At 69.1% G+C, this 24,845-nt stretch carries 29 protein-coding genes and 1 tRNA gene; 18 read left to right on the top strand and 12 right to left on the bottom strand.

The features are described 5' to 3' along the window. Nucleotides 1-3 precede the first annotated feature (3 nt). On the bottom strand, nt 4-345 hold the full coding sequence (locus ACFV9C_RS03080) for an L-rhamnose mutarotase (protein WP_380190393.1): 342 nt from the start codon (nt 343-345) through the stop codon (nt 4-6). A 194-nt stretch (nt 346-539) separates the two neighbouring features. Here ACFV9C_RS03080 and ACFV9C_RS03075 point away from each other — a divergent pair, with 194 nt between their 5' ends. Next, on the top strand, nt 540-1,610 hold the full coding sequence (locus ACFV9C_RS03075) for a LacI family DNA-binding transcriptional regulator (protein ID WP_380190392.1): 1,071 nt from the start codon (nt 540-542) through the stop codon (nt 1,608-1,610). Here the strand turns inward: ACFV9C_RS03075 and ACFV9C_RS03070 are convergent. After that, nucleotides 1,590-2,237, bottom strand: coding sequence for a TetR/AcrR family transcriptional regulator (locus ACFV9C_RS03070; RefSeq protein WP_380190391.1), 648 nt, complete (start codon nt 2,235-2,237; stop codon nt 1,590-1,592). The two genes, ACFV9C_RS03075 and ACFV9C_RS03070, sit on opposite strands and share 21 nt — an antisense overlap. Before the next feature lie 78 nt (nt 2,238-2,315). Here ACFV9C_RS03070 and ACFV9C_RS03065 point away from each other — a divergent pair, with 78 nt between their 5' ends. From ACFV9C_RS03065 to ACFV9C_RS03055, 3 genes are read left to right on the top strand one after another with little or no spacing between them, the layout of a single operon-like run. Next, nucleotides 2,316-3,116: an alpha/beta fold hydrolase gene (locus ACFV9C_RS03065; RefSeq protein ID WP_380190390.1), complete on the top strand. Its 801-nt coding sequence runs from the start codon at nt 2,316-2,318 to the stop codon at nt 3,114-3,116. A 29-nt stretch (nt 3,117-3,145) separates the two neighbouring features. After that, nucleotides 3,146-4,090 (top strand): aldo/keto reductase, encoded by a 945-nt coding sequence (locus ACFV9C_RS03060; protein WP_380190389.1) that lies wholly within the window; start codon nt 3,146-3,148, stop codon nt 4,088-4,090. A gap of 44 nt (nt 4,091-4,134) precedes the next feature. Next, nucleotides 4,135-4,680, top strand: coding sequence for a DUF4240 domain-containing protein (locus ACFV9C_RS03055; RefSeq protein ID WP_380190388.1), 546 nt, complete (start codon nt 4,135-4,137; stop codon nt 4,678-4,680). On the opposite strand, the gene ACFV9C_RS03050 is transcribed toward ACFV9C_RS03055, so the two are convergent. Genes ACFV9C_RS03050 through ACFV9C_RS03040 form a run of 3 tightly spaced genes read right to left on the bottom strand, consistent with a single transcriptional unit; the run spans nt 4,677 to nt 6,898 of the window. Beyond that, complete coding sequence (locus ACFV9C_RS03050) at nt 4,677-5,309, bottom strand: hypothetical protein (RefSeq protein WP_380190387.1); 633 nt, start codon at nt 5,307-5,309, stop codon at nt 4,677-4,679. The two genes, ACFV9C_RS03055 and ACFV9C_RS03050, sit on opposite strands and share 4 nt — an antisense overlap. Nucleotides 5,310-5,321: 12 nt before the next feature. Further along, the gene (locus tag ACFV9C_RS03045) at nt 5,322-6,548 is read right to left on the bottom strand and encodes an RNA polymerase sigma factor (RefSeq protein WP_380190386.1); all 1,227 of its coding nucleotides are present in this window, start codon (nt 6,546-6,548) and stop codon (nt 5,322-5,324) included. After that, on the bottom strand, nt 6,545-6,898 hold the full coding sequence (locus ACFV9C_RS03040) for a YciI family protein (protein ID WP_380190877.1): 354 nt from the start codon (nt 6,896-6,898) through the stop codon (nt 6,545-6,547). Before ACFV9C_RS03040 ends, ACFV9C_RS03045 begins: the two co-directional genes overlap by 4 nt. A 182-nt stretch (nt 6,899-7,080) precedes the next feature. On the opposite strand from ACFV9C_RS03040, the gene ACFV9C_RS03035 reads away from it, so the two are divergent. The 3 genes from ACFV9C_RS03035 to ACFV9C_RS03025 are packed head-to-tail and all read left to right on the top strand — an operon-like array spanning nt 7,081 to nt 9,052. Further along, on the top strand, nt 7,081-8,532 hold the full coding sequence (locus ACFV9C_RS03035) for an MFS transporter (protein WP_380190385.1): 1,452 nt from the start codon (nt 7,081-7,083) through the stop codon (nt 8,530-8,532). Then, entirely contained in the window at nt 8,514-8,669 is a 156-nt protein-coding gene (locus ACFV9C_RS03030) for a DUF6131 family protein (protein ID WP_380190384.1), read from the top strand. The genes ACFV9C_RS03035 and ACFV9C_RS03030 overlap by 19 nt, the downstream gene beginning before the upstream one ends. Before the next feature lie 47 nt (nt 8,670-8,716). Continuing rightward, nucleotides 8,717-9,052 (top strand): YciI family protein, encoded by a 336-nt coding sequence (locus tag ACFV9C_RS03025; protein WP_380190383.1) that lies wholly within the window; start codon nt 8,717-8,719, stop codon nt 9,050-9,052. Here ACFV9C_RS03025 and ACFV9C_RS03020 read toward each other — a convergent pair. Together ACFV9C_RS03020 and ACFV9C_RS03015 are read right to left on the bottom strand one after the other, a co-directional pair. Then, nucleotides 9,045-9,800, bottom strand: coding sequence for an enoyl-CoA hydratase/isomerase family protein (locus ACFV9C_RS03020; protein ID WP_380190382.1), 756 nt, complete (start codon nt 9,798-9,800; stop codon nt 9,045-9,047). The two genes, ACFV9C_RS03025 and ACFV9C_RS03020, sit on opposite strands and share 8 nt — an antisense overlap. Before the next feature lie 144 nt (nt 9,801-9,944). Next, nucleotides 9,945-10,463 carry an ester cyclase gene (locus tag ACFV9C_RS03015; RefSeq protein ID WP_380190381.1) on the bottom strand — a complete coding sequence of 173 codons (519 nt, stop codon included), beginning with the start codon at nt 10,461-10,463 and terminating at the stop codon, nt 9,945-9,947. 56 nt (nt 10,464-10,519) lie between these two features. Here ACFV9C_RS03015 and ACFV9C_RS03010 point away from each other — a divergent pair, with 56 nt between their 5' ends. Continuing rightward, nucleotides 10,520-11,167, top strand: a complete 648-nt coding sequence (locus ACFV9C_RS03010) for a TetR/AcrR family transcriptional regulator (RefSeq protein WP_380190380.1) — start codon at nt 10,520-10,522, stop codon at nt 11,165-11,167. Between the two features lie 229 nt (nt 11,168-11,396). After that, nucleotides 11,397-12,302 carry an SH3 domain-containing protein gene (locus ACFV9C_RS03005; RefSeq protein ID WP_380190379.1) on the top strand — a complete coding sequence of 302 codons (906 nt, stop codon included), beginning with the start codon at nt 11,397-11,399 and terminating at the stop codon, nt 12,300-12,302. Here ACFV9C_RS03005 and ACFV9C_RS03000 read toward each other — a convergent pair. Further along, a complete protein-coding gene (locus tag ACFV9C_RS03000; RefSeq protein ID WP_380190378.1) occupies nt 12,299-13,567 on the bottom strand; it encodes an FAD-binding oxidoreductase in 1,269 nt (422 codons plus the stop codon). The two genes, ACFV9C_RS03005 and ACFV9C_RS03000, sit on opposite strands and share 4 nt — an antisense overlap. Before the next feature lie 64 nt (nt 13,568-13,631). Between ACFV9C_RS03000 and ACFV9C_RS02995 the strand changes: the two genes are divergently transcribed. Then, complete coding sequence (locus ACFV9C_RS02995; protein ID WP_380190377.1) at nt 13,632-14,372, top strand: phosphotransferase family protein; 741 nt, start codon at nt 13,632-13,634, stop codon at nt 14,370-14,372. Here the strand turns inward: ACFV9C_RS02995 and ACFV9C_RS02990 are convergent. Then, entirely contained in the window at nt 14,353-15,231 is an 879-nt protein-coding gene (locus tag ACFV9C_RS02990) for a sigma-70 family RNA polymerase sigma factor (RefSeq protein ID WP_380190376.1), read from the bottom strand. The genes ACFV9C_RS02995 and ACFV9C_RS02990 overlap by 20 nt on opposite strands. 202 nt (nt 15,232-15,433) lie before the next feature. On the opposite strand from ACFV9C_RS02990, the gene trpD reads away from it, so the two are divergent. The 3 genes from trpD to ACFV9C_RS02975 are packed head-to-tail and all read left to right on the top strand — an operon-like array spanning nt 15,434 to nt 18,169. After that, complete coding sequence (gene trpD, locus ACFV9C_RS02985; RefSeq protein ID WP_380190375.1) at nt 15,434-16,474, top strand: anthranilate phosphoribosyltransferase; 1,041 nt, start codon at nt 15,434-15,436, stop codon at nt 16,472-16,474. Continuing rightward, a complete protein-coding gene (locus ACFV9C_RS02980; RefSeq protein WP_380190374.1) occupies nt 16,474-17,361 on the top strand; it encodes an RNA polymerase subunit sigma-70 in 888 nt (295 codons plus the stop codon). Before trpD ends, ACFV9C_RS02980 begins: the two co-directional genes overlap by 1 nt. 55 nt (nt 17,362-17,416) lie before the next feature. Then, nucleotides 17,417-18,169, top strand: coding sequence for a YybH family protein (locus tag ACFV9C_RS02975; RefSeq protein ID WP_380190373.1), 753 nt, complete (start codon nt 17,417-17,419; stop codon nt 18,167-18,169). A 4-nt stretch (nt 18,170-18,173) separates the two neighbouring features. On the opposite strand, the gene ACFV9C_RS02970 is transcribed toward ACFV9C_RS02975, so the two are convergent. Together ACFV9C_RS02970 and ACFV9C_RS02965 are read right to left on the bottom strand one after the other, a co-directional pair. Continuing rightward, nucleotides 18,174-18,947 carry an alpha/beta fold hydrolase gene (locus tag ACFV9C_RS02970; protein WP_380190372.1) on the bottom strand — a complete coding sequence of 258 codons (774 nt, stop codon included), beginning with the start codon at nt 18,945-18,947 and terminating at the stop codon, nt 18,174-18,176. Further along, nucleotides 18,938-19,846, bottom strand: a complete 909-nt coding sequence (locus tag ACFV9C_RS02965) for an acyltransferase domain-containing protein (protein ID WP_380190371.1) — start codon at nt 19,844-19,846, stop codon at nt 18,938-18,940. Before ACFV9C_RS02965 ends, ACFV9C_RS02970 begins: the two co-directional genes overlap by 10 nt. A gap of 94 nt (nt 19,847-19,940) precedes the next feature. Between ACFV9C_RS02965 and ACFV9C_RS02960 the strand changes: the two genes are divergently transcribed. After that, nucleotides 19,941-20,660 (top strand): DinB family protein, encoded by a 720-nt coding sequence (locus ACFV9C_RS02960; RefSeq protein WP_380190370.1) that lies wholly within the window; start codon nt 19,941-19,943, stop codon nt 20,658-20,660. Between the two features lie 21 nt (nt 20,661-20,681). Continuing rightward, complete coding sequence (locus ACFV9C_RS02955) at nt 20,682-21,122, top strand: GNAT family N-acetyltransferase (protein ID WP_380190369.1); 441 nt, start codon at nt 20,682-20,684, stop codon at nt 21,120-21,122. A 1-nt stretch (nt 21,123) separates the two neighbouring features. On the opposite strand, the gene ACFV9C_RS02950 is transcribed toward ACFV9C_RS02955, so the two are convergent. Further along, nucleotides 21,124-21,212: transfer RNA gene (locus ACFV9C_RS02950), tRNA-Ser, on the bottom strand. Between the two features lie 253 nt (nt 21,213-21,465). Here ACFV9C_RS02950 and ACFV9C_RS02945 point away from each other — a divergent pair. The 3 genes from ACFV9C_RS02945 to ACFV9C_RS02935 all read left to right on the top strand — a co-directional run bounded on the left by ACFV9C_RS02945 (nt 21,466) and on the right by ACFV9C_RS02935 (nt 24,828). Further along, entirely contained in the window at nt 21,466-22,704 is a 1,239-nt protein-coding gene (locus tag ACFV9C_RS02945; protein ID WP_380190368.1) for an MFS transporter, read from the top strand. 76 nt (nt 22,705-22,780) lie between these two features. After that, entirely contained in the window at nt 22,781-23,998 is a 1,218-nt protein-coding gene (locus ACFV9C_RS02940) for an MFS transporter (RefSeq protein WP_380190367.1), read from the top strand. A gap of 230 nt (nt 23,999-24,228) precedes the next feature. Then, on the top strand, nt 24,229-24,828 hold the full coding sequence (locus tag ACFV9C_RS02935) for a gamma carbonic anhydrase family protein (RefSeq protein ID WP_380190366.1): 600 nt from the start codon (nt 24,229-24,231) through the stop codon (nt 24,826-24,828). Nucleotides 24,829-24,845 lie beyond the last annotated feature (17 nt).

The raw sequence follows: 24,845 nt of genomic DNA, 5'->3' as shown, positions 1-24,845 counted from the left end.
GTGTCAGTCCCCTTCAGGAATCGATGCAGTCAAGTGGAAGATCTCGGGCAGCAGCAGGAACGACTCGTCCGGGGGCCGGCCGTCGATGCCGTGGAAGAACTCGGTCATCTGTGCCTGCCAGCGGGTGTTCACCTCGGTCGCCGCCATCGCCTGCTGCGCCGCCTCCAGGTCCTCGGACTCGACGTACCCGACCAGCAGGCCGTCGGCGCGGAGGAACAGCGAGTAGTTGTGCCAGCCGGACTCGCGCAGCGCGGCCTGCATGTCAGGCCAGACATTGCGGTGCCGGTCGACGTACTCGTCGAGGCGGTCGGGCCGGACCTGCAGGCAGAAGCAGTAACGATTCACGGCGGCACCTCTGCTGTGGGCGGTCTGTGAAAGGTTTCAAGAGCGTGCCCTGACGCTAAGCGGGCGTACGGGTGGGCGTCAAGGGCCTGCCCAGCTTTTACGTCCGATCCCGGACCGTCAGGGCGGAGATTCCGGCGAAACCGGGTATCCTTCGGCAGCTAACACGTTTCAAGTACGCAGGGAGGTCGCGGTCCGTGGACGATGCGGAAGCGCTGCCCGAACGCACCCGCCGGCGGCCGGCGCCGAAGCCGCACGCGGCCGGCGTGAAGGCCGTCGCGGCCGCCGCCGGGGTCTCCCTGGGGACCGTCTCGAACGTGCTCAACCGGCCCGAGGTGGTCAGCCCGCTGACCCGCGCGAAGGTCGAGGCCGCGATGGCCGCGCTCGGTTTCGTCCGGAACGAGTCCGCCCGCCAGCTGCGGGCCGGGTCGAGCCGGATCCTCGCGTACCTGATGCTCGACGCCGGCAATCCGTTCTTCACCGACGTCGCGAAGGGCGTCGAGGAGGCGGCCCAGGCGGCCGGGCTGTCGGTGTTCCTCTGCACGAGCAGCGAGGACGCCGACCGCGAGGCGGCGTACCTGGACCTGCTCGAACAGCAACGCGTGCAGGGCATCCTGATCACGCCGATCGACCAGCACTCGTCCCGGCTCCGCAAACTGCCTTCCCGCGGTACGCCGGTCGTGGTCGTGGACCGGACCCTCGACGAGGCCACGCACTGCTCGGTCGCGGTGAACGACGTACTCGGCGGTGAGCTGGCGATCTCGCACCTGCTCGAGCTCGGCCACGAACGGATCGCGTACGTCGGCGGGCCGAACACGCTCGGTCAGGTCGTCGACCGGCGCGACGGCGCCCGGCGGGCGCTGCGGACCGCCGGGAAGCCGATCACCGACCTGATCGAGCTGACCACCGGCGCGCTCACGGTCGCCGAAGGCAGGGGCGCAGGGCAACGACTTGCCGGCCTGCCCGCGGACCGCCGGCCGACCGCCGCGTTCTGCGCGAACGACCTGCTGGCGCTGGGATTGCTGCAACAGTGCGTGAGCCTCGGACTGCGTGTCCCGGAGGACCTCGCGATCGTCGGGTACGACGACATCGAGTTCGCCGAGGCCGCCGCCGTACCGCTGACGTCGGTCCGGCAACCGCGTCAGCTGCTCGGCCGGACCGCGGCGGAGTTGCTGCTGGACGAGTCGTCGAACCCGGACCACGAGCACCAGCGCGTCACGTTCACACCGGAGCTGGTCGTCCGTACGTCAACGCGCGGGACCATTTAGGCCGTACGCCGCCAGGAACACGTCGGCCGCCCGGTCGGCGAGCTTGTCCAGCTCGTCGTCCTTCGGCCGCTGCCTCGTGCCGGCGAACATCGCGCGGTTCATCGGCTTGTACATCACCAGCCCGGCGAACTGGTACGCCGCCAGCGTCGGGTCGTCGAGCTCCCGCAGCAGACCGCGATCGCTCAACCTGGTCAGCGCCTGCCCCAACGCGTCGAGGGACTTCTCGAACCCGCTGGTGAACCACGCGCCGCACACCTCGGGGAACCGGTCAGCCTCGGCGATCACCAGCCGCCGGAGCTGCAGCACGCTGTCCGCGGTCAGGCTCTGCAACAGCCGGTGCGCCAGCGCCCGCAAGGCCTCCCGGGCGTCGGCCGCGTTCTCGAGCGTGTCGACGTACGCCTGGAAGAGGCCGTCCAGCAGCTGGTCGCTGGTGCCGAGCACGATCTCGGCGAACAGGCGTTCCTTGTTCTCGAACTGCTTGTAGACGGTCTGTTTGGAGACGCCGGCCTTCGCGGCGACCTCGTCCATGCTCGCGCCGAGGTACCCGTGCTGGAGGAACACCTCGGTGGCGGCGGCCAGGATCGCGCGGCGTTTGCGGGGCGTCCGTCCCTCGGTCTCCGGCTCCATGACGAAATCATACTAGACAGTCCAGTTCTCCGCGCAGTACTGTACGGTCTAGTTTCCGTTTCAGGTGGGGAGATGAACATGAGCACCGTGACATCGGCCGACGGCACCACGATCGGCTTCGACGCGTACGGCGCCGGCCGGCCGCTGATCCTGATCGACGGCGCGACCGCACACCGGGCCGTGAACCCGATCAACGGCGAGCTCGGGCAGTTGCTGAGCGACGGGTTCCGGACGTACGCGTACGACCGGCGCGGGCGCGGCGAGAGCACCGACACCGCGCCGTACGCGATCCAGCGCGAGATCGAGGACCTCGGCGCGCTGATCGAGGACGCTGGCCAGCCCGCCATCCTGTTCGGCTGGTCGTCGGGCTGCCTGCTGGCGCTGGACGCCGCGGCGGCGGGGCTGCCGGTCGCGGGCCTCGTACTGTTCGAGCCGCCGGTCGTCGTGGACGACGTACGGCCGCCGCTGCCGCCGGACTACGTCGAGCAGTTGGACGCGTTTGTCGCCGCGGGCCGCCGGGACCAGGCCGCCGAGCTGTTCATGACCGCGGCCGCCGGGATGCCCGCGGAGGCGGTCGCCGGGATGAAGCAGTCGCCGTACTGGGCACCGCTGGAGGAGATCGCGCACACGATCGCGTACGACGGCCGCATCATGGGCACCACGATGTCCGGCAACCCGCTGCCCGCGGACCGCTGGGCGGACGTGAAGGTGCCGGTGCTGGTGCTGTACGGCGACAAGACCTGGCCGGCGTTGTCCGCCGGGGCCAGTGCGGTGGCGGCGAATCTGGACGCGCCACTGAAGGCCGTTCCGGGCGAGAACCACTCGACCGAGGCCGCGACGCTGGTGCCGGTCCTGCGGGAGTTCGCGGATTTGACCTAGACAGCGCTCTAGCTTGTTGGATCTGGCGCATGGTGAATCTTGCGCTGGGCGCGATGGAGTACGGGACGCGGATCGACGAGGCGACCTCGTTCCGGTTGCTCGATGCCTTTGTGGACGCGGGCGGTGAGTGGATCGACACCGCGAACTGCTACGCGTTCTGGCAGCACCCGAGTGGACAGGGCGGTCAGAGCGAGGAGCTGCTCGGGCGGTGGCTGGCGCAGCGTCCCGGCGTACGGGACCGGTTCAAGCTGGCGACGAAGGTCGGCTGCGAACCGCTCTGGCCCGGCAGCTACCCGGAGCACTCGGAAGGGCTGAGCACGAAGGCGATCGACTCGGCCCTCGAGACCTCACTGCGGCGGCTGGGCGTCGACCACATCGACCTGTACTGGGCACACCGCGACGACCGGACCACCCCGCTGGAGGAGACGACCGCGGCGTTCGGCAAGCACGCCCAGAACGGGACCATTGGTCGCATCGGCCTGTCGAACTACGCCCTCTGGCGGGTCGAACGGATGCGCGGCCTCGCACAGGAGCAGGGCGTCATGGGCCCGACCGCCCTGCAGCTGCGCTACTCGTACCTGCAGCCCCGCCCGTTCGTCCGCGACCACTCCCACGACCACCGCTTCGGCTGGATCACCGACGAGGTCCTGGACTACGCCGAAACCAACCCGGACCAGCAGCTGTTCGCCTACAGCCCCCTGATGTCCGGCACGTACGAAAACCGCCCCGACCGCCCCCTGGACCCAGCCTTCGACCACCCCGGCACCACCCGCCGCCTCGAAGCCCTCAACGACGTCGCAACCTCCCTCAACACCACCCCGTCCGCAGTAGTCCTCGCCTGGCTGACCACCGGCACCCCCGCCGTCACCCCCATCGTCGGCATCAGCAAACCGACCTACCTCGAAACCGCCCTCACCGGCGCCCAACTCCAACTAACCACCGACCACCGCCACCAACTCGACGAGGTGTGGTGATTTCACCCTCCCGTTGGACCCGGGGTCGGTGAGATGGTTTGTAGGTGGACAGGGACAGGTTCTGGGGTCTGGTCGAGGATGCGCGTGCCTCGGTGGATGACACTGTGGCTGATCCGGACGGGGTTGCGGATGCGTTGACCAAGGTGCTGGGTGCGGCGCGGGTCGAGGCGATCGTGGGGTTCGGGACCGAGCTCGCGCGATTGCAGGTCGAGTCGTACCGGTGGGACCTGTGGGCGGCGGCGCACCTGATCAACTCGGGGGCTTCGGAGGACGGGTTCGACTCGTTCCGGGGCTGGTTGATCGCGCAGGGGCGGGAGGTGTGGGACGCGGCGCTCGCGGACCCGGACTCGCTGGCCGACGTGGTGGACGAGGACCGGCCGGAAGGGTTCGAGGGGTTCGACGGGGAAGGGATGCTGCACGTCGGCAGTCACGCGTACAAGAACGCGACCGGCGACGATGCGGCGTACTGGAAGGCCGTCGACGCGGAGGCGCCGGACACACCGGACGTTCCGATGGGTCAGGAGATCGACTTCGACGACGAGGACGACCTGACGATCCACCTCCCCCGCCTGGCCGCGCTCTACCTCTAGGCGGGCTCTCCCGAGAGCCTCTCGATGGCGTTGCGGAGGCGGCGGCGCCAGCCGGACTGGCCGGCCTCGTCGTCGGCGGCCGCGAGGCTGACGAGGTGCTGGGCGGTCTCGAAGCCCTCATCGATCACCGGTGCGTCGGGCTCGATCTCACGGGTGGTCCAGCCGAACCCGTCCGGCACCAGCAGCTCCGGTACGAGCGTCTCGTGGCTGAGCGACGTCAACTCCTTGTCGCCGTTGCCGATGCTGAAGATCGTCGTACCGCGTTTCCGTACGTCGCTGATGCGTTCCAGCAACGTTTCGGCGGGAGCGTCCTCGGCCACCACCAGCAACGACTCGCCCCGGCCGGCGTCGCGTAACCGGTCCAGCCCGATCGCTAGGTGCGGTGGAGCGTCCGCGGGCGGCGCCCAGCGAACCAGCGACGGCCGCATGTCCTCGACGCCGGCCATCCGCAGCTCGTCGTCCAGGTGCGCCGTGAGGTGCCAGGGCTCCTCGTCGACCGGTCCGAACAGCATCAGCCCGCTACGCCTCGTGGTGAACCGCCGTAGCGCGTAACCGAACTCCGTGGTCCGGTTACCCAGCTCGGTGCCGCTCAACATCTCCCGGAGGAGTGAGGCCCTGGTGAGATCCACCAGTCCAACATCTCACGCCAAGCGGTCCGCCTTCGACTGCAAGTAGTGCCTCTCCGGCACACTCGTCGTACGCCGTGCCGCCAACAGGTAGCTCTCCCGCGCAGCAGCCAGGTCCCCGGACATCTCCAGCAGGTGTGCGCGTACTGCCTCCAGCCGGTGGTTCATGCGGTCGTCCGACCCGAGTGGCTCGAGTACGGCGAGCCCCTCCTTCGGGCCGACCGCCATACCGACCGCTACCGCGTGGTTGAGCTTCACCATCGGGTTGTCGACCAGCTGCTCGAGTACGTCGTACAGCGCGACGATCTGCCGCCAGTCCGTCTCGTCCGCGCTCTTGGCCGTGTCATGGACGGCAGCGATCGCCGCCTGCACCTGGTACGGCCCTAGCTGGGTTCGCGACAGTGCATCGCTCACCAGGGCCTCGCCCTCGACGATGGCTGTCCGGTCCCACTCCGACCGGTCCTGCTCGGCAAGCGGGATCAACGTCCCGTCCGCACCGGCACGGGCGGCCCGCCGCGCGTCGGTGAGCAGCATCAGCGCCAACAGCCCGGCCACCTCGCCGTCGTCAGGCAGCAGCTTCCGTACGCCGCGCACCAGCCGGATCGCCTCGGTCGTGAGCTCCGTACTCTGCAACGCCGTACCGGACGACGCCGTGTAGCCTTCGTTGAAGATCAGGTAGAGGACATGCAGTACGGCGCCCATCCGCTCGTCGCGGTCCGCCTCCGGGGGCATCTCGAACGTGCTGCCGGCCTGCTTGATGCTGCGCTTCGCGCGGCTGATCCGCTGCGCCATGGTGGATTCCGGCACCAGGAACGCCGCCGCGATCTGCGCCGTACTGAGACCGCCGACCGCTCGGAGTGTCAGCGCGATCTGCGACGCCGCGGACAACGCGGGATGACAGCAGAGGAACAGCAACGTCAGCGTGTCGTCCCGACCGCCCGGGTCGTCGATCTCGGGGCCCGAGGCAACGAACTCCTCCGGCGCGGCGAGCTGCGCCGCGTTCTCCTCGCGCCGCCGACGCGCCGACTCGCTGCGGAGCAGGTCGGTGAGCCGCCGCGACCCAACGCGGATCAGCCAGCCACGCGGGTTGTCCGGCACGCCTTCTTCCGGCCACTGCTGTGCAGCCGCGAGCAGCGCCTCCTGTACTGCCTCCTCGGCCAGGTCGAAATGGCCGTAGTGCCGAACGAGCGCGCTCAGCACCTGCGGCGCCTGCTCCCGCAGCAGGAGCTCGAAACTGGTCACATCTCCAACCCGGACATGTCCATCACGGGTCGCACCTCCACGGCGACGTACTCCGCGTCCGGGAGCCTGGCGGCGTACCCGATCGCCTGGTCGATGTCGTCGCACTCCACCAGGTAGAACCCGGCCAGGTGCTCCTTGGCCTCTGCGTACGGCCCGTCCGTGGTCGTAGCGGTCTCGTCGACCACCCGTACGGTCCGGGTGGTGATCGGGTCCGCCAGCCCGGCCGCGCTGACCAGCAGGCCCTGGTCGGTGAGCTCCTGCGCCATCGACTCGTGCGCCCGCACCAAGCCCTCGCGCTGCTCGGCGGACAGGCCTTCCCAGCTCTCGGCGTTGCTGTAGATCAGCAGCATGTACTTCACAGACACCATCCTGTCCCCAGCGGAGGCCTGTGTGACCTCCAGTTACCGGGTACGTCGAAACAGGGAGGCCGTACTTCGACAACGCCCGACATGTCGAAGTACAGCAGGTCGGCGCCGACGTACCGGGCGAGTGACGCTCAGCCGGGGTGTCCCTGCCGTACTGGAGCTGACTGATGGTGCTGGAGTCGAAGCGCTGGCTGGCGCTCGCGTTGCTGTGTCTGACCGGGTTCATGATCATCCTGGACGCATCGATCGTGCTGGTCGCGATCCCGTCGATCGAGCGGGAGCTGATGTTCTCGACCGGCGGCGTGCAGTGGGTTCCGAGCGGGTACGCGCTGATGTTCGGCGGGCTGTTGCTGCTCGGCGGGCGGATCTCCGACCTGCTGGGGCGGCGGCGCGTGTTCATGACCGGGCTGTTGCTGTTCGCCGGGTCCTCGCTGTTGTGCGGGTTCGCGTGGAGCGGGGACGCCCTGGTGCTAGCCCGCGGGTTGCAGGGCGCCGCGGCCGCCGTACTGGCGCCCAGTGCGTTGTCGATCGTGATGACCACGTTCCCGTCGGGGCCGGATCGCAACAAGGCGCTGGGGATCTGGGGTGCGACGAGTGGAGTGGGAGGTACGGCGGGCTCGCTCATCGGCGGCCCTGTCACGGACGGGCTCGGCTGGCAGTGGATCTTCTTCATCAACGTGCCCGTGTGCCTGTTGGTCGTCGTACTGGCACCACTGCTGCTGCAGGACAGCCGTGGACCTGGCCGGCGCGGGTTTGACGTAGCCGGCGCAGCCACGGTCACCGCCGCGCTCGTTGTGCTCGTGTACGCCGTTATCCAAGCCCCTGCGTCGTCTGTCACCCGGACGGTGCTTCTGGTGCTGGTGTCCGCCCTCTTGTTCGTGCTGTTCGTGTACGTCGAGAAGCGGCCGGCTGCACCGCTGGTACCGCTCAGGATCTTCCGTTCGCGGGCCCTGGTCGGTGGGAACCTCATCACGATCAGCTGGGGCCTGGCGGCGTTCGGCCTGAACTTTGTGTACACGCAGTACGCACAGCTCGCTCTTGGCGCGTCGGCGGTTCGCTACGGCCTCATGTCCGCAGTACTCGCCGCAACAGCAGTAGGCGGGTCCATGGTCGGCCAGCACCTCGTCACGCGCGTCGGCCCGCGCACGGTCGCGTTCGTATCGCTGCTGGTCGCAGGAGTCGGTACGACGCTGATGGCCCGGCTGACCGTGACGTCCGGGTACTTCGAGCTGGCCTTCTGGGGTCTCACGATCTTCGGCGCCGGGCTGGGCGCCGGTACGGTCGCCGGCTCGATCGCATCCCTCAGCGACGTACCGGCCTCGGACGCGGGTGTCGCCTCCGGGCTGCAGAACGCCAGCTTCCAGATCGGCGGCGCGGTCGGCGTCGCCGCGGTCTCGGCTGTCGCCACCGCGAGTACGTCGGGAACCACGCCGCTCGCGCTCACCCACGGGTACCGGATCGCGTTCGCCACCGTGTGGGTGTTCATCGCGATCGGCGTCGCCGGATGCGTGCTGGTCAAACAACTGTTGGAGGTTCGCGGCTCGGACAGTGGGCACCGGAAGACCGTCGCCACCAGGGCGGCCGAGTCGAAGGAGGTCCCATGCTCATCGTCGGAGTGATCCTGCTGATCCTGGGGTTCGTGCTGAACATCTCGATCCTGTGGACGGTCGGCATCATCCTGCTGCTGGTCGGCGCCGTGTTCTGGATCCTCGGAGCGACCGGACGGGCGATCGGCGGCCGGCGGCACTGGTACTGATCGGGACACACCTCCGGTCTGTCCGTCCCGGTGGCTACGGTGACTTCATGAAGTACGTCGTGATGATCTTCCGGAGCGTCGACCGGGAATGGACCGCCGAGGACGAGGCGGCACTCAAGCGGCTGATCGCGCTCGAGCAGGAGCTGGCGAGCTCCGGTGAGCTGATCAGTTCGGAAGGACTGGTGCCGCCGGAGCAGGGGCGGATCGTGCGGCTCCGGGACGGTCAGCAAGTGGTGACGGACGGGCCGTTCGGCGAGGCGAAAGAGCAGCTGGCCGGGTTCTACCTGGTCGACGCAGCCGACGACGACCACGCGCAGGCGCTCGCCGGCCGGGTGTCGGCGGCGGTAGGCGACCGGGTGGAGCTCCGCGGCACGGTCATCTGAACCTCGGAGCCCGCCTCTCGGTGAAGGCCTGGATGCCCTCGGCGAGTTCGCCGGACGCGATCGTCTCGCGATACCGCCGTACCGCCGCCGCGTCCGCGTCCCCGCCGCTGAGCAGGGCGTTCACGGACTCCTTGGCCGAGCGAATCGTCAGCTGTGACCGCGACACCAGCGTCGCGGCGAAGACCTCGGCCGCCGCCATCGGGTCATCGGCGACGCGGTCCACCAGGCCCTTCAGCGCGGCCTCCTCGGCGGTCAGCAGTTCGCCGCTGAACAGCAGGTACTTCGTGGTCGCCGGACCGACCAGGTCGAGCAGCACCTTGATCGCGTCCGGCGGGTAGACGACGCCGATCCGGGCCGGCGTTACGCCGAAGCTCGCATCCGGCGCGGCGAACCGGAAGTCGCAGTTCACCGCGATCTCGAGCCCGCCGCCGATGCAATGCCCGCGGACGACCGCCACGGTCGGCTTCGGGAACTCCCGCAACGCGGCCTGCGCCCGCAGGTTGGCCGCCCGGAGTTCGGCCATCGGATCGGCCGGGTCGTCGCCGGTGATCAGCTCGCGGATGTCGGCGCCCGCCGAGAAGCTCGGCCCGTCGCCCGTCACCAGCAGGACCCGTACGTCGTCGTCGACCGCCAGCCCCGCGAGCAGGCCAGGCAGTTCCGCCCACATCGCCCGCGTCAACGCGTTCCGCTTCGCGGCCCGGTCGATCACGAGCCGGGCCACCGCACCACGTTCGATCCGAAATCCCACCGGTGCAGTCAACCGCACCGACGACGAACCCGCCGCGCCGTGGGTCACACCGCGTACCGCCAGGCCATCACAATCACCCCGCCGGCGACCGCCCCCGACTGACGCGCGGCGAACCCGCCGATTGTGGTGGCCTGGCGGTCCGGCTCACGCCGCGGCACGCCTGGCGCGCGCCTTGGCGCGGGCCATTCGCAGCAGATAGCCGGGGGTCGGTGGGACCCAGCCGAGTTGCTGCGCCTGGCCGAGGTCGTCGCGGTTCGCCCAGTGCTCGACGATCTGGCCGTCCCGCACCCGCAGCCAGTGCGACTGGGTGACCGCGAACTCCTTCCCGGTCGGCGGGAACGCGGTGTCCACCTCGCCGTCCGGCGTCCACACCACGAACGGCGCGACATGCCGTCCGCGCATCGTCACGTGCACCGCCATCAGGTTGCCATCAGCAACAACCTGGTGGACGTCGTACGCCAGCCCCGCGAAGGCCGTCCGCAGCCACAGCGCGGTCGCGTAGTACCCGGCGGGTCCACCGACCCGGCACTCCGGCGGCTCGGCCCGGCCCTCCTGGTTCACCGCGTCCGGATGGATCAGCTCGTCGAAGTCGGCCCGCTCCCCGTCGGCCATGAGCTGGATGCCGCGGACGGCGATCTCACCGGCGTGTGCTGCCGTACTCATCAGGTCCCCCAACCTATTAGATACAGTTCAACTGTACCCAAAGCATCGGATCGGTGATGGCAGAAGTCAAGCGGACGTACGACGCGACCTCGCGGCGCGAGCGCGCCCGGCGGCGACGCCTGGACGTGGTCCTCGCCGCGCAGGAACTGTTCGACGCGAACGGCTTCCAGGCGACCACGATCAGCGAGGTCGCCCGCCGCTCCGGCGTCTCCGCGGAGAGCATCTACAAGGGCTTCGGCACCAAGGCCGCGCTCGCGAAGGCGGTCTTCGACTACGTCATCGCCGGCGACGACGAACCGGTCCCGATCGCGGAACGCCCACACGTCCAGGCGATCCAGGACGAACCCGACGTACGGCGGAAGATCCGGCTGTACCTGACCGGCGCCGGGGAGCGGCAGCAACGGTCGGCCCGGGTTCAGATCCTGATCCGGGACGGGCGGCACAGCGACGACACGCTGCGCGACACCTGGCAGACGCTGCTCGACGAGCGGCTGACCGGGATGACGATGTTCGGCCGGCACCTGTTCGAGACCGGCGACCTACGCCCGGGGATCACCCTCGACGAGGTCGTCGACGTGCTGTGGACGTACATCTCCGTCGAGCTCTACGAACTGCTTGTCCTGCTCCGCGGCTGGTCGCTCGAACGGTACGAGGAACACCTCGCGACCGCCGTCGGCGCGGCCCTCTGCCGACCAAGCGTTTGATCTCGAACCGATTACTTCCGGACAGCGGGCAGGTCACGGCGGAGGCTCGCCTGTGGATGTTCGCAATGCGTTAAGACTGCGGGCCGATTCGAACCGGCGCGGCGATGTGTGCTTGACTCCTCCGGTCGATAACGTTTTGGTCTCGGCAGATTGGGTTTCGAAAGTGGCAGGTCGACATAGTCAGGCGCGGCACCGTCAGTCGCGTCCGAAGGTGCTCCAGCCCGGCATTGTGAAGGTTGCGATCCCCGGCGCGGCGGTGGCGATGGTGGCCACGGGCTCGGCGGCCGCCTTCCCAAGCCAGCATGTCCAGCTCGATCCGTCGGTCGCCAGCTCGTCCCTGCGGCTGTCGCGCGACGCCACGATCAGCCGGGACGCCCTGCGCCCGCCGATCAACCCGACCACGGCGACGCCGAGCAACACGCCGAAGCCGACGTCGAGCCCGACGGCGAAGCACCTGAAGAAGCAGGCGCCGATCCCGAAGCCGACGGCCGCGAAGACCCGCGCCAGCCAAGAGGTGAAGGCGCCGCCGCCGGTGGCCACCGGCACGAAGTACACCACCACCGACGTGAACCTGTGGTCGCTGCCGCTCACCGGCCTCCTGCTGGACGTGCTGCCCAAGGGCACCAAGGTCTCGGTCACCGGCAAGGTCGACGGCCTGTACGCCGAGGTCGTCAGCGACGGCAAGTCCCGCTGGGTGAAGTCGCAGTACCTGTCCGCCACCAAGCCCGTCCAGCAGGTCGTCGGCGCGATCTCGCAGGCGGCGTGCAAGTCCGGCTCCGGCATGGAGAGCGGCCTGACCCCGGACGCGATCCGGGTGCACCGGGCGATCTGCGCGATGTTCCCCGACATCACGTCGTACGGCGGTCTCCGGGCCGGCGACACCGGGTCCGAGCACGCGACCGGGCACGCGGTGGACATCATGATCAACAGCTCGTCGGAGGGCCAGGAGATCGCCGACTGGCTGAAGGCGAACTACCAGAAGCTCGGCGTCAGCCAGCTGATCTGGGAGCAGCACATCTGGACGGTGCAGCGCAGCAGCGAGGGCTGGCGGGCGATGCCGGACCGCGGCAGCGCGACCGCCAACCACATGGACCACGTGCACGTGTCGGTCTACGGCAACACGGGCACTGTCTAGGGGCGGATGTTCGCGTTGAGGTGGAACAGGTTCGCCGGGTCGTAGGCCCGTTTCACCTCACGCAACCGCCGCAGGTCCTTCGGGTCGTACGCCGTGTCCGCGCGGCCGGGGTCGCCGAGGAAGTTCACGAACGTCCGGCCCGAGTCCGGCAGGCCGGCTACCTCGCGGTCGATGATCAGCGAGTACGCCGCCGCGCGGTGCCCGACCGGTCCGGCGCCCGGCCCCGGGTGCGCCATCGCGCCGCCCCAGTGCCGGACCTCGACCGTCGCGTCCTCGAGTTCGGTGACCACGTCGACGACCTCGTCGGTCAGCTTGTCCAGGAAGTCCAGGTGCCGCGCGGGTGTGCCGCCCATCGCGGCGTCGGCGTACTCGATCGTCGTCAGTTCGCCCGCCAGGCGTGGGCCGGCGGTGTCGAAGAGCGGCTTGAGCAGGTGTTCGGCGAGGTCGGCGGGTCCGGCGTACAGGACCTTGATCGCGACGGCGCGCTGCTCGGTGCCGGGGACGCGGGTGAGGACGACAGCGGTGCTCAGCTCGTTCGGGATCGTCGCGGTCCAGTCGCGGTACCGGCGCAGGATCGCGGCGGCGCGGTCGATGCCGTAGTACACGATGCCGGCGTGCACCTCGCGGACCGGGTACAGCCGGAACTCCAGCGACGTGACCACGCCGAAGTTGCCGGTGCCGCCGCGGATCGCCCAGAACAGGTCCGGGTGCTGCTCGGCGCTCGCGGTGACCAGGCGGCCGTCGGCGGTGACGACCTCGGCCCGTACGACGCTGTCGGCCGCGAACCCGTACTTGCGGGCCAGCCACCCGACGCCGCCGCCGAGCGTGTACCCGGTGACGCCGACGTCGCGGTGCGAGCCGGACAACGGCGCGAGCCCGAACTGCCGGGCCGCGTCCAGCACCGCACCCCAGCGCGCGCCCGGCGCGACCTTCGCGATCCGCCGCTCCGGGTCGATCAGCACCGTCGTCATCGGTGTCGTCTTCAGCAGGATCCCGCCGTCCGCCGGTACCCGCGTCCCGTGCCCGGTCGCCTGCACCGCGATCGGTACGCCGTACTCCCGGGCGGTCCGCACCGCCGCCTGGACGTCGGTCCGCCCGTACGCCTCGGCCACCACGAGCGGACGCGAGTCCACCGACGGGATCACCGACCGCCGCTGCTCGTCGTACTCCACCTCACCCAGCAGCCGCACAGCACCGTTGAACCCGGCCCCCACCAGCCCCGCCACCACGTCCCGCGCACCCGCCACCACTGCCTGCGTAGACATCCGGTCCACTCCCTCGCCGTATCAGCTCTTGCCCATACGTCGAAGAGAAAGCTCTGACATCGACATGACCCACGACATCGAATTCACCGAGACGACAGTCATCAAGCACTACACGTCCTGGTCCCGCAACGAACCCACCCGCGAGCGAACAGCCCTAACACTCCTCTCCCAATCAGCCCCCGACCTAACACCCACCCCGCTGGCGTCCTCCTCAGGCCCACCCCCTTGGCTACACATGACCCGAACCCCCGGCTCCCCCTTGACACCCCCAGTCACCCCCACCCAACTAACAGCACTGGGCAACTCACTCGAGTCCCTCTGGTCAACCCCATTCGAGGCTCTAGACCCGATCGACCTGACACCGCTCGTCGAGCGCACCCGCACCGGCCTGCAAGCTCTCAGCACCACCCAAGGCGTCATCGCACAAGCCGCCACCACCTGGCTCGACAACGAACCGCCGGCCCTCACAACCCACGACCCAGTGGTCGCGCACGGCGACCCCAACCTCACCAACTACCTCTGGGACGGCACCCGCGTCCGCATCATCGACTTCGAGGACTCCGGCCGCGGTGACCGCACCGTAGACCTCGCCAACCTCGTCGAACACCTCGCCTGGCGAACCACCGACCCCACGCCGCTGGTACGACGATTCGCCCCCGACCCGCAGCGCTTCCACGCCGCACGCCGGCTGTGGTCAGGCTTCTGGCTAACGCTGATCGGCCCGGGCGGACCAAGCGCCCACCGCAACCCGCCAGGCACCGCCGAGGCCCAGGCCCGCCGCGTACTCACGCTGGCAGCGGGATGACCTCCAGCCGCTCCACGTCCGCCAGGATGTCCAGCTCGGTGATCAGCCCGTCCGTGACGGTGACCGCCATGACACCCATCAGCCGCCCGTTGACCACAGTGATGAGCCCAGGCGTCCCGTTGACCAGCGCCACCTGCAAGTACGGCCCCATCCGGCTGAACATGAGCGCCTGCTCGACAACGGCCTTCGCTCCGCGCACCAGCTTCGACACGGCCGGACCGGCGTGCTGTGCACTGGCCGCACCGGCGTCCGCACGCAGCAGCACCTCCGGGTCGAGCAGCGCCAGCAGGCCCTCGAAGTCACCGCCTCGCGACGCGGCCATGAACGCCTCGACGATCGCCCGCTGCCGCCCGACGTCCCCGTCGCTGACCGGCGCGCCCTGGACCCGCCGTCGCGCCCGGCTGGCCAGCTGACGCGTCGCGGCCGGCGACTTGTCCACGATCGTCGCGATGTCGTCGAACCCGACCCCGAACATGTCGTGCAGCACGAACGCCAGCCGCTCGGCCGGCGACAGCGTCTCCAGTACGACGAGCAACGCCAGCCCGATCGCATCCGCCTGCACGGCCTCGTCCTCCGGGCCTAGCTCGCCCAGCACCGGGTCCGGGACATACGTGTCCAGCGCGTCCTCACGCCGCGACTTACGACTGCGAAGCATGTCCAGGCACACCCGCGACACCACCGTGGTCAGCCAGCCGCCAAGATTGCCGACATCACTCACGTCAGTCCGGCTCAACCGCAGCCAGGCCTCCTGTGCGGCGTCCTCTGCCTCCGCCAGCGACCCGAGCATCCGGTAAGCAACTGCCCGCAGGTGTCCACGGTTCTCCTCGAACCGCAGCGCCAACTGCTCGTGCTCGTTCACTACTGCCCTCCTCAGAGCCCTGACGGACCGGCCCACGACAATGTGACAGCCAGGGTAAAGTGAGGGCATGTTCCAGCGCGCAGGTATGTGGTGGGCCGTCGACCAGACGGCCTGATCCCGCGCGTACCCACCCGGCCGTCTCCTGCGAGGCGGCCGTTGTCATGTTCTCCTCGTGGGCGGCCCCGCACCCTGAGGAATGCCGATGGCAACAACGCTCCGGACGTGGTCCGGTCTGATCTCCGCGCTCCTGGCCGGCTCTGACCTGTCGGCTGCGGACACGGGCTGGGCCATGGACCAGCTGGTGCTGGGTGAGGCGTCGCCGGCCCAGATCTCCGGGTTCCTGATCGCACTCCGTGCCAAGGGCGAGACCGCGGACGAGCTGAACGGCCTGGCGACCGCGCTGCGCTCGCACGCGACCCCGGTGCGGATCAACGGGCCGTTCGTGGACATCGTCGGTACGGGCGGCGACCGTACCGGTGCGGCCAACATCTCCACGATGGCCTCGGTCGTGGTTGCCGCTACCGGCGCGACTGTGGTCAAACACGGCGGCCGCGCGGCTTCGTCCTCAGCCGCGGGCTCTGGCGACCTGGTGGAGCACCTCGGCGTTCCGTTGGACCTGTCTCCTGCTGATGCCGCACAGGTGGCTGCTGACGTCGGACTGACCTATCTGTTCGCGCCACGGTTCAACCCGGCGCTCCGGGCAGCTGCCGTCGTACGGCGTGAGCTGGCCGTCCCGACCGCGCTCAACGTGCTGGCACCGTTGCTGAACCCCGCTGACCCGCAGCACCAGCTCGTAGGTGTCGCTAACGCACGGATGCTCCCCGTGCTCGCAGAAGCACTTGCTGCACAAGGCAGGTCGGCACTGGTCGCTCGAGGTGATGACGGGTTGGACAAGCTCACGACCACTGGGTACTCGCGGCTGTGGGTAGTACATGACGGGTCTGCGTCGGAGGTGGTCTTCGACCCGCGGTCGCTCGGGTTGCGGCCGTCGTCGCTCGCGGAGCTCCGTGGTGGCGATGCAGCGTTCAACGCAGGGCTCCTGCGCGGGCTGGTCGACGGAGAACGCGGGCCGGTGCGGGACGTCGTACTGCTCAATGCTGCTGCCGCGCTGGCCACGCTGACGTTGGGGTCCGGTCTTGAGCAGTTGGCGGACTGTTTCGAGCGGTGCCGGGAGGCTGTGGACAGCGGGCGAGCGGCCTCGGTACTGGATCGCTGGGCCAACCACTCGTTAGCGTTTCGGTGATGACTGAGCACGCCTTCACAGAACTGGTCGCACCGTGGCGCGGTGAGCTGCACGCGCACTGCTACCGGATGCTCGGCTCCGACGCGGACGCCGAGGACGCGGTACAGGAGACGCTGTTGCGCGCGTGGAAGGGTCTCAGCAGGTACGAGGACCGCGGCTCGATCCGTCCGTGGCTCTACAAGATCGCCACGAACAGATGCCTCACGCTGATCGAACGACGACGCGACGTGGAGGCGCTGGAGCCGTACCCGGAGAGCAGGCTCGCGTGGACGTCGTCGCTGACGCCAGAGGGTGAGCTACTGGCGTTGGAGTCGGTAGAGCTCGCGTTTGTCGCGTCTTTGCAGCACCTGTCCGCTTTACAACGTGCAGTGCTGCTACTGCGCGACGTACTGGCGTTCAGTGCTCGTGAGGTGGCGGAGCAGTTGGATACGTCGGTTGCTGCGGTCAACAGTGCGCTGCAGCGTGCACGGTCGGTGGTGAGCGCCGTACCGAGTCAGCAAGAGGCCTTGCACGCATTAGGCGAGTCAGGCGAGCGTGAGTTGGTACGGCGGTACGTGGCCGCGTGGGAGGCGCGTGACGTCGACGCGATCGTGGCCATGCTCGCGGCGGACGCGAAGTACTCGATGCCGCCGTTGCCGGACTGGTTCCACGGCCGGGAGGCGATCCGGGCGTTCCTGCTCGACGGACCGTTGCGGGACGAGTGGCGGTTCCTCCCGGCGCGCGCGAACGGCCAGCTCGCGTTCGGGACGTACCTGCTCCAGGGGGACCGGTACGTCCCCGGCGGGCTGGATGTCGTCGTACTGCGTGGGTCCGAGATCGTCGAGGTGGTGTCGTACCTGGAGGCGGACTTCCCGACGTTCGGGCTGCCGGCCGAGCTGCCGCGATGAGTTTCGGCGATCTCCCGGGTTGTAGGGGGTAAGGACTTCCCCACGGAGGAGAGACATGACTGACGAGCAGCAGATCCGCACCCTGATCGAGAACTGGGTCACCGCTGTGCATGCGGGCGACCTGGACACGGTGCTGGCAGACCACGCGCCGGACATCGTGATGTTCGACGTGCCGCCGCCGTACGAGGGTGTGCGCGGGTTGGCGGCGTACACGAAGACCTGGCCGGGCTTCTTCGAGTGGCAGCGGTCCGGCGCCTCGTTCGAGCTGGAGTCGCTGGAGGTGACCGCGGGTGCGGACGTGGCGTTCGCTTTCGCACTGCTGCACTGCCGGGAGGCCGACGGCGATCCGCGGCAGTTGCTGCGGCTGACGATCGGGCTGCGCAAGGTCGACGGGCGCTGGACTGTGACGCACGAGCACCACTCGTTCCCGCACGACGACGAGTCGGCGGCGCCCGAGATCACGGCCACGCTGGACAAATGGGGCGCCGACACCGCGGCGGGCGACCTGGACGCGTTGATGGAGCCGATCGCCGAGGACGTGGTGTCTTACGAGATCGACGGCAACTACACGGGCAAGGCGGCGGTCCGGGAGGTGTGCGCTGCCGGACTCGCGTCCAGCGGGGAGCCGATCACGTTCAGCATCCCGGACCCGACGATCGTGTCGGCCGGTGACCTCGCCGTCGCCTGGTCGATCGACCACGTCACCGCGGACGGGACGGAGACGACCTCCCGCGCCACCCGGGTGTTCCGCCGGGCCGGGACGGGCTGGCGGATGATCCACCAGCACCTGTCCTATCCGGCGTCCTAGTCTCCTATCCGGCGTCCTGGTCGCCGGCGAGCCGCAGGATGGTTTCGGTGACCAACTGCGGCTCGCGAAGGCTCGGGAAGTGGTCGACACCGGGCAGCCAGACGAACTCGCAGCCGGGGATCCGCGCCGACGTACCGCCGGCCACGGCTGCGAGGATCGGACGGTCCTTGTCGCCGACCATGACCACCGTCGGGGCCTTGATCTCCTGCAATCGGTCGTAGACGGGCGGGTCCTGCTGGAGGTACTCGTCCTGGTCGAACCACGCTGGGATCGCTGCACGCAGCTGAGCGACCACGGTGTCGTCAGAGCCCGCGGCCGCCCACTCCCGGAGGCCTAGCTTCACGAGACCGTCGACGTCCCGCTCTGCCGCGAGTACGTCGTACCGTGCGTCCAGCTCGGGTTCTTCCGGCCAGGGGAAGCCGGGTACGCCCGGGCACAACAGGAGCAGCCCGTGTACGCGTTCCGGGTGGGCCAGGGCGTAGCTGAGCGCCGTACCGCCGCCCATCGAGCAACCGACGAGCAGGACTCGCTCTAGCTCGAGCTGGTCGAGCACGGTCTCCAGGTCCTTCAGCAGCGAGAACTGCTCTGTTGGCGCGGGCGATCGGCCGTAGCCGCGGACGTCGTACCGCAGGATGCGGCGTCCGTCGAGTCCTTGCACCACGGGATCCCAGGCACGCGAGTCTCCGATGCCTGGATGCAGGAGCACGATCGGGACGCCGTCACCCGCCAGGTGCTCGGTCCAGACCGTGTCCTGCCCCACCGGGATCGTCAGCTCCATGTCTTCAGCATGCCTGTACGCCCGTGCCAGTGGCGACCGGCCCGTAGGTGTTCGACGAACGCTCGCCGCAGGGTGGTGTCTTGAGGCACAGCCGCAAGGTCCAAGGGTCCAGGAGGTGTTGGGAGGTGCAGGCCGAGGCGCATTAGCTCGCGGTCGTCCTCGGTTGGGTCGTCTGTCGGCAGGTACGGCAGCAGCTCGAAGCGGGACTGGAAACGGATGATGTTGGAGTCAGGACGCAGGTACTCGGCCAACTGCGGATCCAGGAGCCAGGAATGGCACACGATGCCGGCCAGCGGCTCTTCCGGGTACCAGCCCCCGAAGTACTCCACGGCAGCGGCAACGGACGCCTCTGACTCCTGCGCGTCGAGCGGGCCGATCGGTGGGATGTGGATCGACAGCACGTGCCCGGACACACCGTCGCCCATCCCCAGCTGCGTACGTGTGAACGCATGCCGGCCGATCTCGTAGTCAGCACCCCGGAACCGCAGCGGTGGACTCCACAGCGGCATCAGCCCGACCCCCGGACGCCCGTGGATGTGCCGGTGCGACCCCATCACTCCACCTAGCGCGGCCACGGTCGCCACGGTCACCTGCTCGGGTACGCCGCGTTCCGCGTGAAGCTCGCGCAGCCGCGGCAGGTTCGCCAGCAGCGCCCACGCGGCCGCAAACAGCCCTGTCGGCGAAGCGTCCTCCGGTACGGTCGTCCAACTCGTGAAGCCCGTAGACGGTACGGCGAGCCCCAGGTCGCGCTCGACCTCGGCGGCCAGCGCCGACGTGAACTCCCACCACTCCGGCTCCCGCTCCGGGTCCGGGCGCGCGGCCAGCATCGCGCGGCGGTCGTCCTCGGCGACACCGCAGTACACCATCATCTTCTCGGCGTTCTCGATCATCAGGTCCATTCGTCGAGCCCACCACGGGCCGGGGCGTCCGCGCACGACTTTTGTGTCCCAGGTCACCGTTAGGCTCGCCGCGACTACTAGTGAAGGAGCAGGAATGGCGAAGTTCGGGCAGTCCGACGACTTGCGCGGGGCGGAGTTCGCGGACGCGAACCTGAAGGGGTCGCGGTTCGTCGAGTGCGACCTGACCGACGTGGTGATGCGCGGCGTCGACATCGGCGGCACGGACATCGACGCGCCCTGGCTGGCCGAGCCCGGGGCCAGCCTGATCGTGAACGGCGTCGAGGTCGCGCCGTACGTCCAGGCCGAGCTCGACCGCCGCTTCCCCGGCCGGTCCGAACGCCGCGCCGAGGACCCCGACGGACTCCGCGCCGCCTGGGCCGCCGCCGAAAAGGCCTGGTCCGCGGCTTGCGACCGCGCCGCGAGCATGCCCGACGGGACTGTCGACGCGTCGGTCGGCGGCGAGTGGTCGTTCGCCAAGACCCAGCGCCACCTGGTCCACGCCACCGACCTCTGGATCGGCCGCTCCGTCCTCGGACGCGAGGACTTCCACCCCCTCGGCATCCGCTACGCCGAGGGCAGCGACCCGACCGACACCGCGCCGTACGCCGACGTCCTCGAGGCCCGCGCGGGCCGGGTTGCGATGGTCCGCGACCTCCTCGCCACCATCACCCCCGAAGAACTCGGCACCCCCCGCACCAACCCGCACGGCCCCCGCCCGGAAACCACCCGCTCCTGCATCCACGTGATCCTCGAAGAAGAATGGGAACACCTCCGCTTCGCCACCCGCGACCTCGACACCCTCGCCGCCGGCTGACCCGCCGAAACGCCGGCCATCGTGACGGTCATCCGTACCGCCGTACCCGAGGACGCCCCGCAACTCCTCGACCTCTGGGCGATGCTGTTCGACGAGGACGGTCCGTGGCGGGCGAACGCGCAGGAGTGGTTCGCCCGCACGGCCGACGACCCGGGCACCGCCCGCTTCCCGGTGATCGAGGTCGACGGCGTGATCGTCGCCACCGCGATCGGCACACTCGAGCTGGGCGTCCCCAACCCGCACTGCCCCCGCGGCCGCACCGTCCGCCTCGCGAACGTCGTCACCCACCCCGCCCACCGCGGCCGCGGCTACGGGACCGCCCTGGTCGGGGACGTCGTCGACTGGGCGAGATCGATCAACGCCGACCGCGTCGACCTGAGCGCGACACCCGAAGGCGAGCCGATCTACGCGAAGACCGGCTTCGTCCGCACGTCCGCGCCGCGGATGAAACTCACGCTCTGAGCGGAGGGTGTGGGATTCGAACCCACGATGACGGTCACCCGCCATACCGGTTTTCAAGACCAGCGCACTCGGCCACTATGCGAACCCTCCAGGCGGACTCCGCCGAAGGTCGAGGATAGCGCAGGGAGCGTGGGCGGAAACGGAGTGCGGGGGCGGGGACCGGCCGGTACGGTGTGCGGAGCGGCGGGGTCGTCGCGGGTACGGACGGAGGTGGGAGCAATGTCTACATCGTTCGAGGACATGGCACACACCGTCCGGTCGGTGCGCTGACGCGGCTGACCGGGCGGACCGCCGGCTGGAGAAGCCGGTGTCCCATCGTTCCGTCATGCCCTCAGGAGTTCAGATGCGTTCCCTTGGCGCGTACGTCGTTCCGGCCGAGCTCGGAGCCGACTTCCGCAAGATCTTTCCTGCCGCGATCATCTCGAACCTCGGCGACGGCGCCATGCTCGCCGCCGGGCCGTTGCTGGTCGCCTCGATCACCACCCAGCCGGCGGCCGTCGGCGCCGCCGCGTTCGTGCAGCAGCTGCCGTGGCTGCTGTTCGCCCTGTTCAGCGGCGTCCTGGTCGATCGGCTCGACCGGCGCTTGATGATCGTTGCCGCTGACACCTTTCGTGCACTGGTACTGGCCGCACTCGGTGCCGCCGTACTGTTCCACACCGCACCGCTCTGGGTGGTCTACGCTGCGCTGTTCCTTCTCGGTACTGCAGAAACCCTTGCTGACAACGCATCCGGCGCGCTTCTCGTCAGCGCAGTACCCAAGGAGCATCTCGGCCAGGCGAATGCACGGCTGTTCGCCAGCGGCACGGTGCTTCAGCAACTTGGTGGACCACCGTTGGGTGCGTTGCTGTTCGCTGCTGGCGCCGGCATCCCGCTTGTCTTCAACGCAGTCACCTTCGCGGCGGCCGCGGCTCTGATAGCGCGTGTCGCCGTACGGCCGCCGTTGCTCGACGCTGCCACACGTGCAGCTCTCTTGGACGAAGTACGTGAGGGTGTGCGGTGGCTTTGGCAGCACTCCGGCGTACGGACGTTGGCCCTGTCGATTCTGGTCATGAACATCACGTTCTGCGCGGCCTTCGCGACCTGGGTGCTGTTCGCGCGCGAGCGGCTCGGACTGACCGACACCCAGTTCGGTCTGCTCGTGTCCGTCGGTGCGGTGGGCGGTGTGCTCGGAATGCCGACGTACCACTTCCTGGAGCCGCGTGTCGGCTCCGTCACGCTCCTCCGCGTCGGGCTGGTCATCGAGACGACCATTCACCTCATCTTGGCGCTCACCAGGAACCCGTGGGTGGCCGGCGCGACCATGGCCGTGTTCGGCGTCCACGCGGTGGTGTGGGGCATTGTCTCGACTACTACGCGTCAGCTGGCCACACCGGATCAGCTGATGGGCAGGGTCAACAGTGTGTATCTGCTGGCCTCGGTGGGCGGTGCTGCGATTGGTTCGGCGCTCGGCGGCGTACTGGCGCAGCGGTTCGGGCTGGCTGCTCCGTTCGCGATCGCTTTCGTGGCGATGGTCATGACGACACTGGTGGCGTGGCGCCCGTTGCGACACGTTGCAGTACGGCGGGTGCCCGCTACGGAGTGAAATCGGCTGGCTGGCGCTGGCGAACGCTTGCTAGTGTTCGCCAGCCGCCGAGATGACCCGATGGGAGCGCTTCGCCATGCCCGCAGCCGCGTCACTCGGCCTTCCGAACGTCCGCGGGCGGGTCCCGCTACTGGCCGGTCTGGCGATCGACTCGTTCGGCGGCGGCTGCGCCGGCCCGCTGCTGCTCCTGTACTTCAACAAGGTCGCGGACATCCCGCTCGGCACGGCCGGCGTGATGCTGACCGTCGCGACGCTGTTCTCGATCGCGGCACCGGCCGCGGTCGGCGTGATCGTCGACCGCGTCGGCCCGCGGAACATCGTGGTCGGCGCACAGTTCGCACAGGGGCTGGCGTTCACCGGCTTCTTCCTGGGGCGGTCGATCTGGCTGCTGTTCCTTTGCTCGCTGGTGATGGCCACCGGGCAGCGGGTGTTCTGGTCGGCGATCTTCAGCCTGCTCGCGGACGTCGCCGACGAGGGCGAGCGGGACAAGTGGTTCGGGCTGGGCGGGATGATGCAGGCCGGCGGCCTGGCCATCGGTGCGTTGGCGGCCGGGTGGCTGCTGGCTATCGGTGGCAACGGGCCGTTCCTGGTTGCGATGGCTGTGAACGCGGTCAGCTTCTACCTGGCCGGTCTACTGCTCCTACGCCTGCACCCGTCGCACCACGAGCGCACCACACAGGACAGCGGCCCTGCGCCACTGCTGCGGAAGGACCGGACGTTCCTGGTGCTGATCGGCGCCAACACGCTGCTGGCGCTCTGCACGATGATGCTCGGCGTCGGTCTGCCGGTGTACGTCACGGAGGCGCTGACAGTGCCCAAGTGGCTGGTCGGCGTACTGATCGCTGCGACGGCCGTCGTGCTGGCGACCGGCCAGACGCTCGTAGTACGTCACACCGAGCGGCGGCGCCGTACGAACGTCATGGTGGTCGCCGGGATCACGTACGCCGCCTGGGCGTTGCTGATGGCGCTACAGGTGCACATCCCGGGCGGATGGGTCGTACCGGTGCTCGTGCTGGCAACGGCCTGCTACGCGTTCGCCGACGTGCTGCATGCGGCGACCAACAACGCGCTGTCGGCTGCCATCTCGCCGGAGGTCGGGCGCGGGAAGTACCTGTCGTACTGGCAGTACTCGTTCACGTTCTCGAGCGTGCTGGCGCCGGGGTTCTTCGCGCAGCTCTTCGAGGTGCACCACGAGCTGCCGTGGGTCGTGCTGGCGGCGCTGGCGCTGGTGGCCAGCCTGACGATCTACGTGCTCGCGCGGGTCGCTCCGCGGCTCAGCGCCGGGCGGATCTGAGCGGCGTTTGCTGACCTGTCAGGATGCGTTGCGTTCTCTCGAACATCTGTTCTAATGTTGGCTCAGTTCGCGGTTCTCCACCCGGATTTGTCCGACGGACCGAGCCTCCCACCTCGATGTGGACGGCCCGGAGGACACCGCCGCCCGGGTTGTGAGGACCCGGGCAGTGGAGAGTCGCACACAGATCGGGTACAGCTTGAGGAGGTCAGGCTAGGAGAGGACACCGACAGATGTTGATGGAGCATCGCGGCCGCCGACCGGTCGTGCCTGCCTCCGCGTACGTCGCCCCATCGGCCGTGCTCTGCGGCGCCGTCGTCCTGAGCGAGGGCAGCAGAGTCCTGCACGGTGCGGTGCTGACGGCGGAGAACGGCGAGGTCCGGCTCGGCGAGAACAGTGTGGTGATGGAGAACGCCCTGGTGCGCGGCCGGGCGGATCATCCCGCAGTGATCGGCGACGCGGTTCTGGTAGGTCCCCATGCACATGTCAACGGCGCCACGGTCGAGGACGAGGTCTTCATCGCCACGGGCGCCGCGTTGTTCCCCGGTTCCGTCGCCGGCGCAGGCGCGGAGCTCCGGATCAACAGCGTGCTGCATGTGAACTCGCGACTGGCAGCAGGCACGGTCCTCCCGATCGGATGGATCGCGGTCGGCGACCCGGCGCAGCTCTTCTCCCCGGACCGGCACGAGGAGCTGTGGCAGGTCCAACGCGAGCTGGACTTCCCAGGCACGGTGTACGGCGTGCCCCGCGGTACGTCGATGCGCGAGGTGATGGCGCGTCAGTCGGAGTACTACGGCGCGCACGTCACGGACCGCGAGGTCGATCGGGGCTGATGCGGCCGCACTCCCAG

Origin of the sequence: Kribbella sp. NPDC059898 (genome assembly GCF_042730855.1) — a bacterium.
Taxonomy (GTDB): Bacteria; Actinomycetota; Actinomycetes; order Propionibacteriales; family Kribbellaceae; genus Kribbella.
Note: the sequence above shows the minus strand (reverse complement) of the source record. Positions and strands in the feature narration are given on the sequence as shown.

Excerpts from the sequence above, each read along its gene's own strand:
- ACFV9C_RS03015 (WP_380190381.1), bottom strand. The coding sequence starts at position 10,463 with ATGAGTACGGCAGCACACGCCGGTGAGATCGCCGTCCGCGGCATCCAG.
- ACFV9C_RS02940 (WP_380190367.1), top strand. The coding sequence starts at position 22,781 with ATGCCCGCAGCCGCGTCACTCGGCCTTCCGAACGTCCGCGGGCGGGTC.
- ACFV9C_RS03060 (WP_380190389.1), top strand. The coding sequence starts at position 3,146 with ATGGTGAATCTTGCGCTGGGCGCGATGGAGTACGGGACGCGGATCGAC.
- ACFV9C_RS03040 (WP_380190877.1), bottom strand. The coding sequence starts at position 6,898 with ATGCTGCTGATCTACAGCAACGCCGAGAGCTGGGAAGGCCTGTCCGCC.
- ACFV9C_RS03035 (WP_380190385.1), top strand. The coding sequence starts at position 7,081 with ATGGTGCTGGAGTCGAAGCGCTGGCTGGCGCTCGCGTTGCTGTGTCTG.
- ACFV9C_RS03030 (WP_380190384.1), top strand. The coding sequence starts at position 8,514 with ATGCTCATCGTCGGAGTGATCCTGCTGATCCTGGGGTTCGTGCTGAAC.
- ACFV9C_RS03000 (WP_380190378.1), bottom strand. The coding sequence starts at position 13,567 with ATGTCTACGCAGGCAGTGGTGGCGGGTGCGCGGGACGTGGTGGCGGGG.
- ACFV9C_RS03025 (WP_380190383.1), top strand. The coding sequence starts at position 8,717 with ATGAAGTACGTCGTGATGATCTTCCGGAGCGTCGACCGGGAATGGACC.
- ACFV9C_RS02975 (WP_380190373.1), top strand. The coding sequence starts at position 17,417 with ATGACTGACGAGCAGCAGATCCGCACCCTGATCGAGAACTGGGTCACC.
- ACFV9C_RS02995 (WP_380190377.1), top strand. The coding sequence starts at position 13,632 with ATGACCCACGACATCGAATTCACCGAGACGACAGTCATCAAGCACTAC.
- ACFV9C_RS02965 (WP_380190371.1), bottom strand. The coding sequence starts at position 19,846 with ATGGACCTGATGATCGAGAACGCCGAGAAGATGATGGTGTACTGCGGT.
- ACFV9C_RS02970 (WP_380190372.1), bottom strand. The coding sequence starts at position 18,947 with ATGGAGCTGACGATCCCGGTGGGGCAGGACACGGTCTGGACCGAGCAC.
- ACFV9C_RS02960 (WP_380190370.1), top strand. The coding sequence starts at position 19,941 with ATGGCGAAGTTCGGGCAGTCCGACGACTTGCGCGGGGCGGAGTTCGCG.
- trpD (WP_380190375.1), top strand. The coding sequence starts at position 15,434 with ATGGCAACAACGCTCCGGACGTGGTCCGGTCTGATCTCCGCGCTCCTG.
- ACFV9C_RS02980 (WP_380190374.1), top strand. The coding sequence starts at position 16,474 with ATGACTGAGCACGCCTTCACAGAACTGGTCGCACCGTGGCGCGGTGAG.
- ACFV9C_RS02935 (WP_380190366.1), top strand. The coding sequence starts at position 24,229 with ATGTTGATGGAGCATCGCGGCCGCCGACCGGTCGTGCCTGCCTCCGCG.
- ACFV9C_RS02945 (WP_380190368.1), top strand. The coding sequence starts at position 21,466 with ATGCGTTCCCTTGGCGCGTACGTCGTTCCGGCCGAGCTCGGAGCCGAC.
- ACFV9C_RS03070 (WP_380190391.1), bottom strand. The coding sequence starts at position 2,237 with ATGGAGCCGGAGACCGAGGGACGGACGCCCCGCAAACGCCGCGCGATC.
- ACFV9C_RS03010 (WP_380190380.1), top strand. The coding sequence starts at position 10,520 with ATGGCAGAAGTCAAGCGGACGTACGACGCGACCTCGCGGCGCGAGCGC.
- ACFV9C_RS03065 (WP_380190390.1), top strand. The coding sequence starts at position 2,316 with ATGAGCACCGTGACATCGGCCGACGGCACCACGATCGGCTTCGACGCG.